Annotated in this window: 12 protein-coding genes; 1 reads left to right on the top strand and 11 read right to left on the bottom strand. The window is 45.7% G+C overall.

Features of this window, described 5'->3' with window-relative positions:
- Positions 1-269 precede the first annotated feature (269 nt).
- From CSV60_RS13650 to CSV60_RS13600, 11 genes are all read right to left on the bottom strand, one after another.
- Entirely contained in the window at positions 270-788 is a 519-nt protein-coding gene (locus tag CSV60_RS13650; protein WP_099632100.1) for a MogA/MoaB family molybdenum cofactor biosynthesis protein, read from the bottom strand.
- A gap of 12 nt (positions 789-800) precedes the next feature.
- Entirely contained in the window at positions 801-1,820 is a 1,020-nt protein-coding gene (locus CSV60_RS13645) for a ThiF family adenylyltransferase (protein WP_099632101.1), read from the bottom strand.
- A gap of 42 nt (positions 1,821-1,862) precedes the next feature.
- On the bottom strand, positions 1,863-3,374 hold the full coding sequence (locus CSV60_RS13640; RefSeq protein ID WP_099632102.1) for an MFS transporter: 1,512 nt from the start codon (positions 3,372-3,374) through the stop codon (positions 1,863-1,865).
- Between the two features lie 70 nt (positions 3,375-3,444).
- Positions 3,445-3,978, bottom strand: a complete 534-nt coding sequence (locus CSV60_RS13635) for a hemerythrin domain-containing protein (RefSeq protein ID WP_233189633.1) — start codon at positions 3,976-3,978, stop codon at positions 3,445-3,447.
- 14 nt (positions 3,979-3,992) lie between these two features.
- The gene (locus tag CSV60_RS13630) at positions 3,993-4,643 is read right to left on the bottom strand and encodes a response regulator (protein WP_099632103.1); all 651 of its coding nucleotides are present in this window, start codon (positions 4,641-4,643) and stop codon (positions 3,993-3,995) included.
- Positions 4,624-5,706, bottom strand: coding sequence for a sensor histidine kinase (locus CSV60_RS13625; protein WP_099632104.1), 1,083 nt, complete (start codon positions 5,704-5,706; stop codon positions 4,624-4,626). The genes CSV60_RS13630 and CSV60_RS13625 overlap by 20 nt, the downstream gene beginning before the upstream one ends.
- Complete coding sequence (locus CSV60_RS13620; protein ID WP_099637370.1) at positions 5,687-6,166, bottom strand: GAF domain-containing protein; 480 nt, start codon at positions 6,164-6,166, stop codon at positions 5,687-5,689. The genes CSV60_RS13625 and CSV60_RS13620 overlap by 20 nt, the downstream gene beginning before the upstream one ends.
- 30 nt (positions 6,167-6,196) lie before the next feature.
- Positions 6,197-6,892 carry a respiratory nitrate reductase subunit gamma gene (narI, locus tag CSV60_RS13615; RefSeq protein WP_099637369.1) on the bottom strand — a complete coding sequence of 232 codons (696 nt, stop codon included), beginning with the start codon at positions 6,890-6,892 and terminating at the stop codon, positions 6,197-6,199.
- On the bottom strand, positions 6,885-7,454 hold the full coding sequence (narJ, locus tag CSV60_RS13610; RefSeq protein ID WP_099637368.1) for a nitrate reductase molybdenum cofactor assembly chaperone: 570 nt from the start codon (positions 7,452-7,454) through the stop codon (positions 6,885-6,887). Before narJ ends, narI begins: the two co-directional genes overlap by 8 nt.
- Positions 7,447-9,063, bottom strand: a complete 1,617-nt coding sequence (narH, locus tag CSV60_RS13605; RefSeq protein WP_099637367.1) for a nitrate reductase subunit beta — start codon at positions 9,061-9,063, stop codon at positions 7,447-7,449. Before narH ends, narJ begins: the two co-directional genes overlap by 8 nt.
- Positions 9,053-12,727, bottom strand: coding sequence for a nitrate reductase subunit alpha (locus CSV60_RS13600; protein ID WP_099637366.1), 3,675 nt, complete (start codon positions 12,725-12,727; stop codon positions 9,053-9,055). Before CSV60_RS13600 ends, narH begins: the two co-directional genes overlap by 11 nt.
- Before the next feature lie 398 nt (positions 12,728-13,125).
- Between CSV60_RS13600 and CSV60_RS13595 the strand changes: the two genes are divergently transcribed.
- The gene (locus CSV60_RS13595; RefSeq protein ID WP_369823645.1) at positions 13,126-14,670 is read left to right on the top strand and encodes a succinyl-CoA:acetate CoA-transferase ScpC; all 1,545 of its coding nucleotides are present in this window, start codon (positions 13,126-13,128) and stop codon (positions 14,668-14,670) included.
- Positions 14,671-14,970: the final 300 nt, after the last annotated feature.

Here is a 14,970-nt window from a genome sequence, read left to right as displayed (position 1 = left end):
ACCCACGAAGCCGCTCATACCCCCACGCTAGCCGCTCTATCACCCCGCGCAACCGCTCATACTTCCACGCTGTCCGCTCTATCACCCCGCGAAGCCGATCATACTTCCATGCCATCCGCTCTATCACCCCGCGAAACCGATCATACTCTCACGCCATCCGCTCTAACACCCCGCGAAACCGATCATACTTCCACGCTGTCCGCTCTATCACCCCACGCAACCGCTCATAACCCCAAGCTAACCGCCCTATCCCCCACACTCCTCATCCACTATCCCAAATGCTTTCCAAGCTCATGCACAATATGCGGCAACTCGGGCACGATCAACTTATCCATCGCAAGCTTCACGGCCTTCGAAGAGCCTGGCAATAAAAATACCGCCTGCAATCCGATTCCACCTGCCGTTGCGCGACTGAGCAACGCTTTTGATCCCACATCTTCGGTATAGCTCAAAAAGCGAAACAGTTCGCCAAATCCGTCTAACGGTTTTGTGAAATAGGGTGACACGGTTTCCACTGTAATATCCCGCGCGCCAATCCCCGTTCCGCCCGTGAAAATCATTGCCTGAATCGACGAATCGGACAACCAAATAGACAATTGCGCTTCGATACGTGACGCTTCATCGGGACAAATTTCGTATGCCTTCACAATATGTCCCGCTTCGAGTAGCTTATCGCATATCACCTTGCCGCTTTTGTCATCCGCTTTCGTCCGCGTATCACTGATTGTCAGTACAGCAACTGCAACCGATTGATCACGCGCTTTCTGTGGTAAATGAGTCTCTTCCATTTACTACCCCTCCTAGCCGAATAATGAATGATAGATTTTCCGTCCTTCTCGCATATCTTTTAATCCATGAATCAACAACCTGCCATTACCGAACAAAATACAGCGATAGTTTTCCGCCTGAAATTCCACGAAAAACGGTGTCTCCCGGTATTTCGATTCTAGTTGTTGGGCGACTTTCACACCGTCCGCCACTGTCAACTTGCGTCCTGCGTCGGGTATGATTTGCACTGTATCACGTCCGCAAAGCACAGCGTATTGCGTGCCCGCCACTTGATGCAACGCAGGATACGTTGGATGTTCACCACAAGTTTCGCATTGCGGATTCTTCATCCGGCTGATTCCCGCTTCAACGGATGTATTATTCCACACATCAAAATGCAGAAGTTTCGTGCGCATGGCCTCTTCATTTCCTGTCAGCCATTTCATCGCTTCCGCGCTTTGATGTGCAGCCGAAATCTGTACTGCAGGCGCAATTACCCCTACTGTATCACATGTTTCATTGACCGCTGGCATGACCGGTAGTAGACAGCGGAAACACGGTGTCTTACCGGGATTGAAAGGAAAGACGCTACCTGAACTGCTAACGACTGCGCCGTAGACCCATGGGATATGTAGTTTCCACGCGACGTCATTGATCAGCAAACGCGTTTCGAAATTATCGGTTGCATCAAGTAGAATATCCGCACCGACCGCAATTTCTTCGAGCAACGGTCCATCGATATGATCGAGCACCGTGATCATTTCAACATCTTCACGAATGGCATGCAAACGACGTGCTGCCGCTACGACTTTCGGCACACTATTTTTCGCATCCGCTTCGACGAATAATTGTTGCCTCTGCAAATTAGATGCCTCCACATAATCGCGGTCTGCAAGCGTTATTTTACCGATTCCCGCGCGCACGAGCGTCTCGGAAATCGACGAACCGAGCGCACCACAGCCTATAATCACTGCATGTGCATCAGATAGCCGCCGCTGTCCCAACAACCCAATAGGTTGAAATAATGTTTGCCGTGAATATCGATTCTCCACTTCATCTACTTCCTTTCATGAAACAACAAGCGAGGCAACCGGTTAAGACCGATTGCCTGCATGTGTCTCTGGACTAATATCACTGAATGAACCTACGTAGCGAACGACGTCGCCTGTTCCATCTTTCACCGAACTGATGGATAGGAACTCTAAGTACTCTTCGCCACTCTTTTTCTTATTCCAAATTTCGCCTTGCCAGACACCCTGTTCATTAAGAGTGTGCCACATATCATTGTAGTATTCACGATCATGTCTGCCTGAACTTAAGATGTTCGGACTTAGACCGAGTACTTCCTCTTCACTATAACCTGTTAGTTTCGTAAATGCCGGATTGACCGAAACAATGAGACCTTTTGAATTGGTCACGAGAATACCTTGGCCAGTCGAATCAAATACTTCTTTAGATAAGCTCGTACGATCCATGTAGTAAAGCCAAATAGCCAATACAAGGCTGGCTAATGATACTTGTGAAAACGCCATGAAACCAATGGAGTAGGAACCTGTCATAGAGAAAATCGTTGCGAGTAATAATGGAGGGAAAAATCCACCAAGACCACCCATCATCGATACAATCCCGTTCACCGTACCTGCTTGCTTACTGAAATACATCGGTACTAATTTAAAGATTACACCATTTCCAAGACCCGCAGCTGCCGCAATCATAATACTGCCGACTGTGTACAGTGCGATATCTGGTGAAAATGCCAGTACGATAGACGCAATCGTCAAACCTGCGAAACAACCCATTAAAATGAATAGCGGCTGGAACTTATCGCCTAACCAACCCCCGACCGGACGTAATAATGTCGCGACGACGATGAAGCCTGCTGTACGAAGTCCCGCGTCGACCTTATCGAGTCCAAAGTAATTGACGAGGAAACTTGGTAAAAACACAGTAAATGCAACGAACGAACCGAATGTGATGAAATAGAACAACGAGAAGAACCAAAGTTTTTCATTCTTATAGACACCTTTAATTTGCTCGATAATCGGGGCTTTCACTTTTACTTCCTTACGGTCACCGAAGAAAAAGTTCAATGCGATGAATGCAAGCAATAAAATCAAATACATTTTGACGGTCATGGACCAGCCAAACTTCATCGCAAGGACCGGCGCTGAAAACGTCGTGATCGCTGTCCCGATGTTCCCCATTCCGTAAATACCATTGACCAGTCCGTGCTTTTCCTTAGGATAATACTTCGGTAGTGACGTAACACCAACAGAGAAAATCGCGCCTCCAATCCCGAGCAACGTTCCGCCAATTAATAGCCCTGTCACGGTTGATGTTTCACTTATGTAGTAGACAGGAAATAGCAATACAATGAAACTGATGAAAAACATCATACGTGCGCCATAGACATTGGCGTAGTACCCGAGTGGAATTCGCAAAATCGAACCGAGTACTACAGGGATTGCTGTGATGATGGCTACACGCTCTGGTGGAATGCTGATATCTTCGCTAATAAATGGTAATAAGGAAGAGATCAGGACCCATACCATGAAGCCGACAACTAGATTTGCCGTCTGCAGAGGTAATTGAATCTTTTGTGTCATAGGAATCCATCCCATCTGAAGTTAGTTGAAAATCTACCCAACACTCTTTCTTTTAAACTACTATAGTTTGTTACTCAGGTAAAATGGACGTATACAATTGTTCGAATAATTCATCTTGTTCTTTTGCACGTAAGACCGACAGAACCATCGGAAAGATGACGTTTTCTTCTTTTACAAAGTGAATCATAATGACTTCAAACGCTTCACCTGCGTCTTTTACGACGTCTTGCATCATCGCGAGTGTAAATTCCGATAGATCCCCTCTTGTATGATGGAGGAAATGTCCGATATACGCATCAATTTCATCGTGTTCTTCTTGCACTGCTTGAACCGGTCCTTGATCATTTCCTACATATTTCGCTAGCATCGGAAACAGGAATGCTTCTTCTTTTTCTGTATGGTTTTTTAGCGGATCGATGAACTCGATGACTAGCTCGCGCATTTTTTTGAGCGCTTCGAGACCTTCGTCACGCGTGAACCGTTCATTCTCAAAACCTAGCACAATCGCATGCCACTGCTCCATCAAAGACATTAAGTAACGATGTTCATTTTCGAGCACGCGTAGGGCAGGTAGCGTATGCGTCAGTCCTGTATTGCTCATCATCCTTCACCTCTTCATTAAAAACTTAGAAACTTCTTGCGTAGAGCGTATTCGACGAGTTCCGGACGGCTCTTCAATTGCAGCTTGTCCATCATTTTCGCCTTATGCGCTTCTACAGTCTTGACGGAAATATACAGCATTTCTGCTATTTCCTTATTGCCATAACCTTTTGCAACAAGCGGCAGAATTTCAATTTCCCTTTTAGATAATATCTTGAACGGATCATCTTCATCTGTCTCATTCGTTCCTTTTTTCACAAACTCCCTCACGAGCGAAGTAGCCATAGACGGATGAACATACGTCCCGCCGTCATACACTTCACGAATGGCGTGGAGCAACTCTTCGTCAGGAGCATTTTTCAAAATATAGCCCGCTGCACCGTTTTTCAGTACGTGGAACATATACTCCTCGTCATCGTACATCGTTAAAATAATGATCTTCGTTTCTGGAAAGTCTTCATGGATTTTGCCTGTCGCAATCAAGCCACTTTGGCCAGGAGGCATGCTAAGATCCAGTAAAATAATATCCGGTCTGTGCTTCGCAACTAGTTCATATGCTTCCAATCCATCTGCCGCTGTTGCTACGACTTCCATATCGTCTTGAAAATTCAAGATATGCATAAATCCTGTGCGGACGACTGCATGATCATCAGCTATTATGATTTTCACTCGTTGCTCTCTCCTTCTTCAGCGGAATATTTGCTTGGACTGTCGTGCCTTCTAGCTGACTAGAGACGATCGTTAAACTGCCACCTACTAATTCCACCCGTTCTCTCATCCCATATAGACCGAGGCCCGTGCCTTGCGGTGTAAAGTCATTGACATTGAAGCCGACACCTTCATCGCATACTTTTATTTGTAGCTGTCCGTCCACTTCATTTAAAGTTAAAAAAACATCTTCTACTTGGGCATATTTCATGGAGTTGAGAATCGCTTCCTGGCCGATGCGATACGCAACTGTTTCAATCGCACCATCATACCGTCTTTCTTTCACATCCGATTCGAAATGAACATACAGTCCGTAATTCTTCTCCAAATTCTTGATGTGCGTCCGGAAAGCCGCTTCCAATCCGAAATCATCGAGTACTGCTGGTCGCAATTCAACAGATAGATGGCGGATCTCATCAAGTAAACGCATAAGTGAACCTTCCGTTTGTCTCAACTTCTCAAGCGCTTTGTCGTTCATGCCCATATATTTCAAGACGCGCAAATCGACGAGCGAACTGAGCATTTCCTGCGCCACGCTATCATGTAGCTCGCGTGAAATTCGTTTGCGTTCATTTTCCTGCGCTAAAATGACTTGTTGCATCCGTAATCTTTGATGGAGAACTTCGGATGTCTGGGTTTGTCTCGTTAAATTACGCAACATCAACATGGATACGTGTTGCTCTTCATCTAACACCTGATAGGTTGCGCTGTATGGTTGCACGCCAAGATCTTTTGTCTCCAAAAAGAGTTGGAATGAAGAGACGGTTTGTTGTGGTTTCTCCATGAAACACGAGACACATGTCATCTGTTCGTCTTCACTTGTATAGCCACGGCATGTAAGACAAATTGCATCCGCCTCGCCTTGCAGCATCTTGTCATAGAGAGCAGGTTCCATTATTTGTTTCGCCGCTTCATTCATGGATAGAATTTTGCCATTCTCGCCGAAAAAAAACATCGCTTCTGTCGTACGATCGTATAGTTTGTGCAGCATAGTTGTTAACTGGTCATTGTTCAATAAAGTCATCTTTCAATCGCTCCTTCATGTGAAACGGTCCGAATTGAGGTCCTACCGCATGCTTGAATTGCTCAAACTTGTCAGCCGTTAACCGGTCCACTTCACGATAGCCAATCAAAAGTACGCCTTGCACATGATCATCACGGAATAGAGGAATCGCGCCAAAACTTTTCAGCTTTTCAAATACGACAATCGGATAGTTATAGAGATCTCCATCCACTATACTTGCTTCAACATTCTCGATCTTCATCGGCTTCCCTGTCTTGAACACAATTCCTGCCACACCTTTTCCTGATTGAAGGACAATTCTACGGTAGCGTAAACTGATATTCCCCGTTACATATCGCCACTTAAGGCCGTGATGATATTTCTTCAAATCCACTAACGCCAAGCCGATGAAATCCGCATGAAGCGTTTCTTTCAGTTCGTCAATCTCCAGTTGGAAATTACTATTTACTTGTCCTGTCATAGACTTAATCTCCTATTATTCATCATTCGCTTACCGGGGTGATTGTTTGGTCGGCTGATGTTTTCTATATAGAATATAACTTCTACCTACATAATTCAATGGCACACTCCAGACGTGAACGAGTCGTGTGAATGGCCACATCGCGAAAATAAGGAAGCCAGTTAAAATATGAAGCTTGAACGCTATGGGAACAGCTGCCATATATGCAGCTTCCGGCTGGAATATGAGCAAGGATCTGAACCAGACCGAAATCGTATCACGGTAATCGAATCCTGGCGTCATCGTGTTTGTAATCAATGAGCTATATACCCCAATGAAAACGATAAATAGCAAAAAGGTATTGACGAGTAAATCCGACCTAGAAGATAACTTGCGAACATTTCTCTTTGTGAAACGACGGGACGTCAAAATAATCATTCCCGCTAATATCACTACACCAAAGAACCCGCCACCCCAAACTGCACCGATGTGGTACATATGGTCGCTGATCCCCATTGCCCGTGTCCACTCTTTCGGAATCCCAAGTCCTGCCACATGACCTAAAATGACGGGGAAGATACCGATGTGGAACAGCAAACTGCCGATCATTAATTGCTTCTTTTCAATAAACTCACTCGACTTCGCGGTCCAGCCGAGTTGATCATTCTTATAGCGGAAAATATGTCCTACAATAAATACGGCAATACAGATGTAAGGAAAAATGACCCAAAGAAATTGACTAGTCATTAGCGGAAACCTCCCGTTGAATACATGATTTACATGTTTCACGCAGTGCACGGATCAAATGAAGCCATGGACTTTCATACTTTTCAAGTGCTTTCATTAAAAAGTAGGAACCATCCTCGATGACCGCGAGCAACATGGAAAAGCTTTGTTGCGCTCGCGGAACTCCCTTCCATTCAGCTGCATAAATAAATTCACACATTAACGGAAGCAAGTCGGATAGTTCTTCATCCGGCATTTCGAGCCCGAACATTTCGTATAACACTTTTAATTGTGCCAGCGTCTGACCGCGCTCTTTCGAGTCTGCAAATTTCACATAGGTCATGAACAGCGTGGCGTCTTTCTGGAAATCGAATGTGTACGTGTACAGTTCCTGTATTTCATCCAAACTATATGTTTGCATCGCTTGCCAGTACAGCTGCAGGTCAGCGTAACCCGCAGCATCTTCCGTTACGTACTCATTCCACATATCTAGATGGAATGTTAGCTTTTCCGGATAGTTCAGTTGATGGGAGAAAAAGCCGAAGATATGCTTCTTGTCATATAAGAGGTCCAGATTAATCACGCCAGATCCCCCCGTAGAAGTTTTCTTCATAGATTTCCTTGCCCGTTTTCACTGGAGCAGCTCCCGGTGTTACAGGTCCGCACCCGTCACAACCTCCGTCCGAGCCCATTACAGAAAATGAAGAATACGGATTCTGAGCCGGTGCTTGTTCACCGTAAGTTCCCATACCGTCGTAACCTGCTGAACCTTGTGAGCGGTAGACGTTCATTTGACTTTCCTTATGAGATGTGGGAATTACGAAACGATCTTCGTATTTGGCAATGGCAAGCAAGCGATACATCTGCTTTGTCTGTTTCGCAGTCAAACCAACACGCTCCAATTTCGTTTCGTCGAAGTCCTTGCCTGAAGAAACCGCACGCATGTACGAACGCATCATCGCCATACGCTGCAAGCCTCCTTTGACAATATCCACGTCTCCAGCTGTTAGCATATTTGCCAAATACTGAAGCGGAATTCGCATTTCCTCAATAGCCGGGAAAATCATGTCCGGATTTTTGATGGAATCTTTGCCTTCAAAGTAGTTCATGATCGGGCTAAGCGGCGGGACGTACCATACCATTGGCAATGTCCGGTATTCCGGGTGCAATGGGAAGGCCAACTTGTATTCGATCGCTAACTTATAAACCGGTGAGTTTTGTGCTGCGTCGATCCAGTCCTCGGAAATGCCATCTTTCATTGCTTGCTCGATGATTTCCGGCTCATGCGGATCTAGGAACAAATCACATTGTGCTTGATACAAGTCTTTCGGATCCGGTGTAGATGCGGCTTCTTGCACGCGGTCTGCGTCGTAAAGCAAGACACCTAGATAGCGGATTCGGCCAGTACACGTCTCGGAACAAACTGTTGGCAAACCGGATTCCACACGCGGGAAACAGAATGTACATTTCTCTGCTTTATTCGTTTTCCAGTTGAAGTACACTTTCTTGTACGGACAACCAGTCATACAGTAACGCCATCCGCGACACGCTTCTTGGTCGACCAGAACGATTCCATCTTCGTCACGCTTGTACATAGCGCCTGACGGACAAGAGGCTACACAGCTCGGGTTCAAGCAATGTTCGCATAGTCGCGGCAAGTACATCATGAACGCTTGTTCAAAGTTGAATTTGATTTCTTCTTCAATTTTCTCGATATTCGGGTCAGTAGGTCCTGTAATATGCGCGCCAGCTAACTGATCCTCCCAGTTCGGGCCCCACTCTGGATCCATGTATTCGCCCGTAATGACAGACTTCGCACGTGCAACCGGTGTATGCTCTCGATCCGGTGCGGACGTTAGTTTTTCATAGTCATATGTCCATGGCTCATAGTAATCTTTCATTTCTGGCATATCGGGATTATAGAAGATTTTGCCGAGTGCGATTTTCGACAGCTTGGAACCCGATTTCAGTTCTAGTTTGCCCTTTCGCAACTGCCAGCCACCCTTATAAAGTTCCTGATCTTCCCAACGTTTCGGGTAGCCGATCCCGGGTTTCGTTTCCACGTTATTGAACCACATATACTCGGCACCTTCACGGTTCGTCCATGTCGTTTTACACGTCACACTACATGTATGACACCCAATACACTTGTCTAAGTTCATGACCATTGCAACTTGCGCTTTAATTTTCAAGCCAGTTGACCTCCTTCATCTTACGGACTGCGACGTAGACATCACGTTGATTACCGATCGGTCCGTAGTAATTGAATCCATAACTGAGCTGTGCGTAGCCGCCTACCATTTGAGTCGGTTTCATGTGAATTCGCGTCGGTGCATTATGGCTTCCTCCGCGCTGCTCGGTGATTTCTGAACCCGGCATTTGAATATGCTTATCCTGTGCGTGGTACATAAACATCGTACCTTTAGGCATTCTGTGACTGACAACGGCACGTGCGTTGACGACACCGTTTCGGTTATATACTTCGAGCCAAGCATTGTCGTCGATTCCGTGCTCTTCTGCATCGAGATTCGATAACCACACGGTCGGACCACCGCGGAACAACGTGAGCATGTGCTGGTTGTCTTGGTATGTCGAGTGGATATTCCACTTACCGTGCGGTGTTAAATAACGCAAGACGAGCGCATCTTGTCCGCCTTTAATGTCTGCATCACGATCCGCAAAGACGAATGGTGGAAGCGTCGGTTTATAGACTGGCAATGCTTCGCCGAATCCTAGGAATAATTCGTGGTCGACGTAGAAATGCTGTCTACCCGTTAATGTACGGAATGGCACGAGACGTTCGATATTCGTCGTAAATGGCGAGTAGCGTCGGCCCAATTTATTCGAACCACTGAAGACCGGTGTTGGAATCACTTCACGTGGTTGGGCGGTAATACTTGCGAATGTGAATCGCTCTGCTGTGCGGTCTGCGGAGATGTCTTTTAGTTCCATGCCCGTATCATGCTCCGCGGCTTCAAATGCTTTTTGCGATACACGGCCGTTCGTTGCGGAAGATAGTGTCAACATCGCTTCTGCTGCGTGTTTCGCTGTGTACAATTTAGGCAAGCCGTCTTTCACGGTGTCGTCTTCATAAATACCGTTGATACCTTTCATCAGTTCATATTCATCCGCTACTGAGAAACTAACGCCGTGTGCGCCGGTTTTCCCTGTCGACAATAGCGGCCCGAGCGTAATATATTTATCGTAAACTTTCGTAAAGTCTCGCTCTACAATCGTCATACCCGGCATCGTTTTGCCCGGAATTGCTTCAATTTCACCTTTACTCCAGTCATGCACTTCGCCCATCGGCTGAGCAATTTCCTGAACCGAGTCATGCGCTAATGGAGAGGTAACCAAGTCTTTATAGACACCCGGCAAATGCGTTTCCGCAAGTGTCGAGAACGTTTTTGCGATTTCACGATAAATGTCCCAGTCCGATTTGGATTCCCATAATGGGTTGACTGCCGGATTAAATGGATGGACAAATGGGTGCATATCAGTTGATGACAGATCCACTTTCTCATACCAAGTAGCAGCTGGTAGAACGAGATCTGCATATAGCGGTGTCGCAGTCATGCGGAAGTCGAGTGCCACTAATAGATCGAGCTTTCCTTCCACGTCATCACGCCAAACCATTTCTTTCGGTTTCATATCCTCATTCGGCGTAGCAAGCAAACCGTCCGAAGCACCGAGTAAGTGCCGCATAAAGTATTCCTGCCCTTTCGCAGAACTTGAAATCAAGTTCGAACGCCAGACAAATAATGAACGCGGGAAGTTTTCCGGTGCATCTGGATCTTCTGCTGCGAATTGTAGTTCGCCAGATTTCAGCTGATCTACGACATGCGAAACGACTTCTTTCGTATCCGTCTTGCCTAGTTTCGCTGCTTCTTCCGCGAGCAGTAAACTATTTTTATTGAATTGAGGATAAGATGGCAACCAGCCGAGACGCGCTGCGAGAACATTATAGTCTGCTGGATGCTGGTATCTCGCTTCCCCACCAAGTGGTGACATGAGCGTATCCGTACCCGCTTCTTCGTACTTCCATTGATCGGTTGCAAAGTAGAAAAATGATGTGGCGTTTTGCAGACGTGGCGGACCTTGCCAGTCTTTCGCAAAGGCAATCGTGCTCCAGCCCTCGATTGGACGACATTTCTCTTGTCCTACGTAATGCGCCCAACCTCCACCATTCACTCCTTGTGAAGCCGTCAACGTGACAAGGTTGAGAATCGCGCGGTAGATCGTATCACTGTTGAACCAGTGATTGATTCCCGCTCCCATAATAATCATCGAACGTCCACCTGTGTCGATAGCGTTTTGTGCAAACTCCATTGCGATTTGCGTAACGAGTTCCGGTTTAACGTTGGTGATCGCTTCTTGCCAAGCTGGTGTATAGATAGAAGTAACATCGTCATAACCTGTCGCCTCTAGCTCACTGTCGATTCGATTCACACCGTACTGACTCAACATGACGTCGTACGTTGTCGCAACTAAACGCTCCGTGCCGTCCGCGAATTGTACTTTCATCGCAGGAATCGGACGCTTGAATGTACCATTTCCTCGGTTATCGAAGTATGGGAAATGAATTTCTTGCCATTGCTCGGCTTGCTTTTCGATGGATAATGCGGGCTCTATGCGTGTGCCATCTGCATTTTCCAGTTGCAAATTCCACTTGACGTCTTCTTCCCAGCGCTGCCCCATCGTGCCGTTTGGAACAATGACTTCCTCTTTTGCTTCATCAAATAACACAGGTTTCCACTCTGCGTGCGCGGTCTGCTGACCAAGATCACTTGCGCGCAAGAAACGCCCAGCTTTATACGAATCTTCATGCGGATCAAGTAAAATCAAGAACGGCATATCTGTGTATTGTTTGGCATAATTTATAAATGTTGGTTCTTTACGTTTTTGATAGAATTCATCCAAAATGACGTGTGTCATCGCTTGAGCAACTGCTGCGTCCGTTCCCGGATTTGCTGCGATCCAGTCATCCGCATGCGTTACACTTTCCGCATAGTCGGGTGCGACGGAAACGACTTTGGTTCCTTTATAGCGGACTTCCGTCATGAAGTGCGCATCCGGCGTCCGGGTAAGCGGTACGTTTGATCCCCACATGATGATGTAGCCTGCGTTAAACCAGTCACTCGATTCCGGAACGTCTGTCTGTTCACCCCAGATTTGTGGAGAAGATGGCGGAAGATCCGCGTACCAGTCGTAGAAACTGAGCATTTCGCCACCAAGTAATGAAATGAAGCGCGCCCCCGATGCATAACTGACCATGGACATCGCAGGAATTGGTGTGAATCCTGCCACGCGATCCGGGCCGTATTTTTGTACCGTATAGATGAGTTGTGCCGCAATGAGCATCGTCGCATCCCGCCAATGAATCCGGACATGACCACCTTTCCCGCGGGCTTTTTTGTATTCATTGGTTTTCTCAGGGTCTTCAACGATTGCTGTCCATGCTTTTATAGGATCTTTCGTTTCCTCCAACGCTTCGTTCCACATGCGCCACAGCTTGCCGCGTATATAAGGATACTTCACGCGCAATGGACTGTATTCATACCAAGAAAACGATGCGCCACGTGGACAACCACGCGGTTCGAATTCAGGCATATCAGGGCCACAGGAAGGATAATCGATTTGCTGATTTTCCCATGTGATAATGCCATTCTTGACGAAGACTTTCCAGCTACAGGAGCCTGTACAGTTTACGCCATGCGTCGTACGGACCACTTTGTCATGCGACCAGCGTTGACGGTACATGTTTTCCCAATCACGATTTTTCTCTTCTAACACTGACCAACTTCCAGAATAACTCTCGACAGGTTTAAAATAATTCAATCCGAATCTCTTTTTCATCGAACATTTCCACTCCTTTTTAGAACGTAGCAGTAAATGAATCAAGTCTACTAATCTTCTTACCCCGAAATAATCTAAGTAATCTGAAATCAAACTGAGGGAATTCCCTATTAATTACAATGTATTGTAGGTCTTTTCTATCAAGTCTTATAAAATATCTTTATATTATATAACTATACGTCTTTCTCTACTCGTTTCTATCAGGGAATTCCCTATTCTCCTTTCACGAATCCCTTATTTTACTTTCTAAGTAAGGGAAAACACTTTATACCGCCTTCTGAATACGCTTTAAAATTTTCATAATTTTAAGTGTTTTTATTTATCTAATGGGAAATTTAGTATAGTTCTCATAATATTATGTTGATTTTATTTATATAAATGATAGAATTATATACAAAATGAAAGGTAAGGTGGATGATACCGTGGCAAACGAATTAAATAAGGTACTTCGTTGTGAAGCACTGAAAGATAAAATTGTTACAGCAGAAGAAGCAGCTTCTTGGATCGAGGATGGAATGTCTCTAGGTCTGAGTGGATTTACTTTGTCCGGAGACGCGAAAGCGGTTCCATTGGCATTGGCAGAACGAGGAAAAACTGAGGACTTCAAAGTAAACGTTTTCACTGGCGCTTCAATGGGTCCGAACGTTGATGAATTGATGGCCAATGCAGACGTAATCAACTTACGTGTTCCTTACCAAGGTAACCCAGCAATGCGTGGCAAAATCAACTCAGGTGACTCATTCTATATCGATCAGCACCTTTCCCATACAGCTGAATGGATTCGCCAAGGCGTAATCGGACCAATTGACTATGCAATCATTGAAGCAGCTGCTATTACAGAAGAGGGATATATCATCCCAACTGGTTCTGTTGGTAACTCTCCAATTTTCGTTCAAGAAGCGAAGCATGTCATCATCGAATTGAATGTTAACGCGCCTATGGAATTTGAAGGCTTACATGACATCTACATCCCAGATGCTCAAAACCAACGTAAAGAAATCCCTGTATACAGTGCAACAGATAAAATCGGTACACCAGGAATCAAAGTAGATCCTGAAAAGGTAGTTGGAATCGTTCTAACGGAGAAAGGCGATATTCCTTCCCCTATCGTTCCTCCAGACGAAGAGACACAAGAGATCGCAAACAACTTGTTGAACTTCTTCCGTGACGAGATCAAATTGGGTCGTATGGATGAAACGCTTATGCCTCTTCAATCAGGTGTTGGTTCGGTTGCGAACGCGGTACTTGATGGTATGAGAACTTCCGAGTTTAAAGATATCGAAGTCTATTCTGAAGTACTTCAAGACGCAATCTTCGACTTAATCGATGACGGCGTAGTGAAATTCGCTTCTGCTACTTCATTGACTCTCTCTAAAAAGCGTTTGGACAGCTTTAAAGACGATATCAGTAAATACCGTGACAAACTTGTATTCCGTCCACAGGAAATCTCAAACCACCCGGAAGTTATCCGTCGTTTGGGTATCATTTCATTCAACACAGCGCTTGAGCTAGACATCTACGGAAACGTTAACTCTACACATGTTAGCGGAACACGCATGATGAACGGAATCGGTGGATCAGGTGACTTTGCTCGTAACGCACGCATCGCGATTTTCGTTACGAAGTCTTACGCAAAAGGCGGAGACGTGTCATCCATCGTACCTTTCTCTTCTCACGTGGACCACACAGAGCACGACGTAGACGTAATTGTTACGGAACAAGGTTACGCGGATCTTCGGGGCTTGGCTCCAAGACAGAAAGCGGAATTGTTGATCGAGAATTGTGCTCACCCTGACTTCAAGGAAGAGCTACGTGATTATTACAATAGAGCAGTTGAACAAGTTGGCGGACAAACTCCACACATCTTGGAAGAAGCGCTATCTTGGCACGTGAATCTTGCGAAAAACAAAACTATGCACAAGACTGTAGAAGCTCAGAAGTAATTTTATAGTAATGAAACGACCAAGCGGACTTCGATCCGCTTGGTTTTTTTGTTTTTTGTGAGGTTAGAGCGGTTAACTGGGGGGATAGAGCGGCTGCGGGTCTTCATTGAGCGGTTAACTGGGGGGGATAGAGCGGTTTCGAGGGATCATAGAGCGGGCGGAGAAATTGATAGACTACCTTCAAAGTAGACAAATTATAAAGCGCACTTCTACAATTCATATAGATAAGGGGTTGAGAAGATGGCGGAGAAAACGAGAGTATATTCAGAAGAAACAAAACGTGAAGTGGTTGAGCGATTT

Origin of the sequence: Sporosarcina sp. P7, assembly GCF_002743425.1 — a bacterium.
Lineage (GTDB): Bacteria > Bacillota > Bacilli > Bacillales_A > Planococcaceae > Sporosarcina.
Note: the sequence above shows the minus strand (reverse complement) of the source record. Positions and strands in the feature narration are given on the sequence as shown.

What these genes read in the sequence shown, in the direction of transcription:
- CSV60_RS13620 (WP_099637370.1), bottom strand. Translation starts at nt 6,166, where the DNA reads ATGACAGGACAAGTAAATAGTAATTTCCAACTGGAGATTGACGAACTG.
- CSV60_RS13595 (WP_369823645.1), top strand. Translation starts at nt 13,126, where the DNA reads ATGAAAGGTAAGGTGGATGATACCGTGGCAAACGAATTAAATAAGGTA.
- CSV60_RS13640 (WP_099632102.1), bottom strand. Translation starts at nt 3,374, where the DNA reads ATGACACAAAAGATTCAATTACCTCTGCAGACGGCAAATCTAGTTGTC.
- CSV60_RS13625 (WP_099632104.1), bottom strand. Translation starts at nt 5,706, where the DNA reads ATGACTTTATTGAACAATGACCAGTTAACAACTATGCTGCACAAACTA.
- CSV60_RS13635 (WP_233189633.1), bottom strand. Translation starts at nt 3,978, where the DNA reads ATGATGAGCAATACAGGACTGACGCATACGCTACCTGCCCTACGCGTG.
- CSV60_RS13600 (WP_099637366.1), bottom strand. Translation starts at nt 12,727, where the DNA reads ATGAAAAAGAGATTCGGATTGAATTATTTTAAACCTGTCGAGAGTTAT.
- CSV60_RS13650 (WP_099632100.1), bottom strand. Translation starts at nt 788, where the DNA reads ATGGAAGAGACTCATTTACCACAGAAAGCGCGTGATCAATCGGTTGCA.
- narI (WP_099637369.1), bottom strand. Translation starts at nt 6,892, where the DNA reads ATGACTAGTCAATTTCTTTGGGTCATTTTTCCTTACATCTGTATTGCC.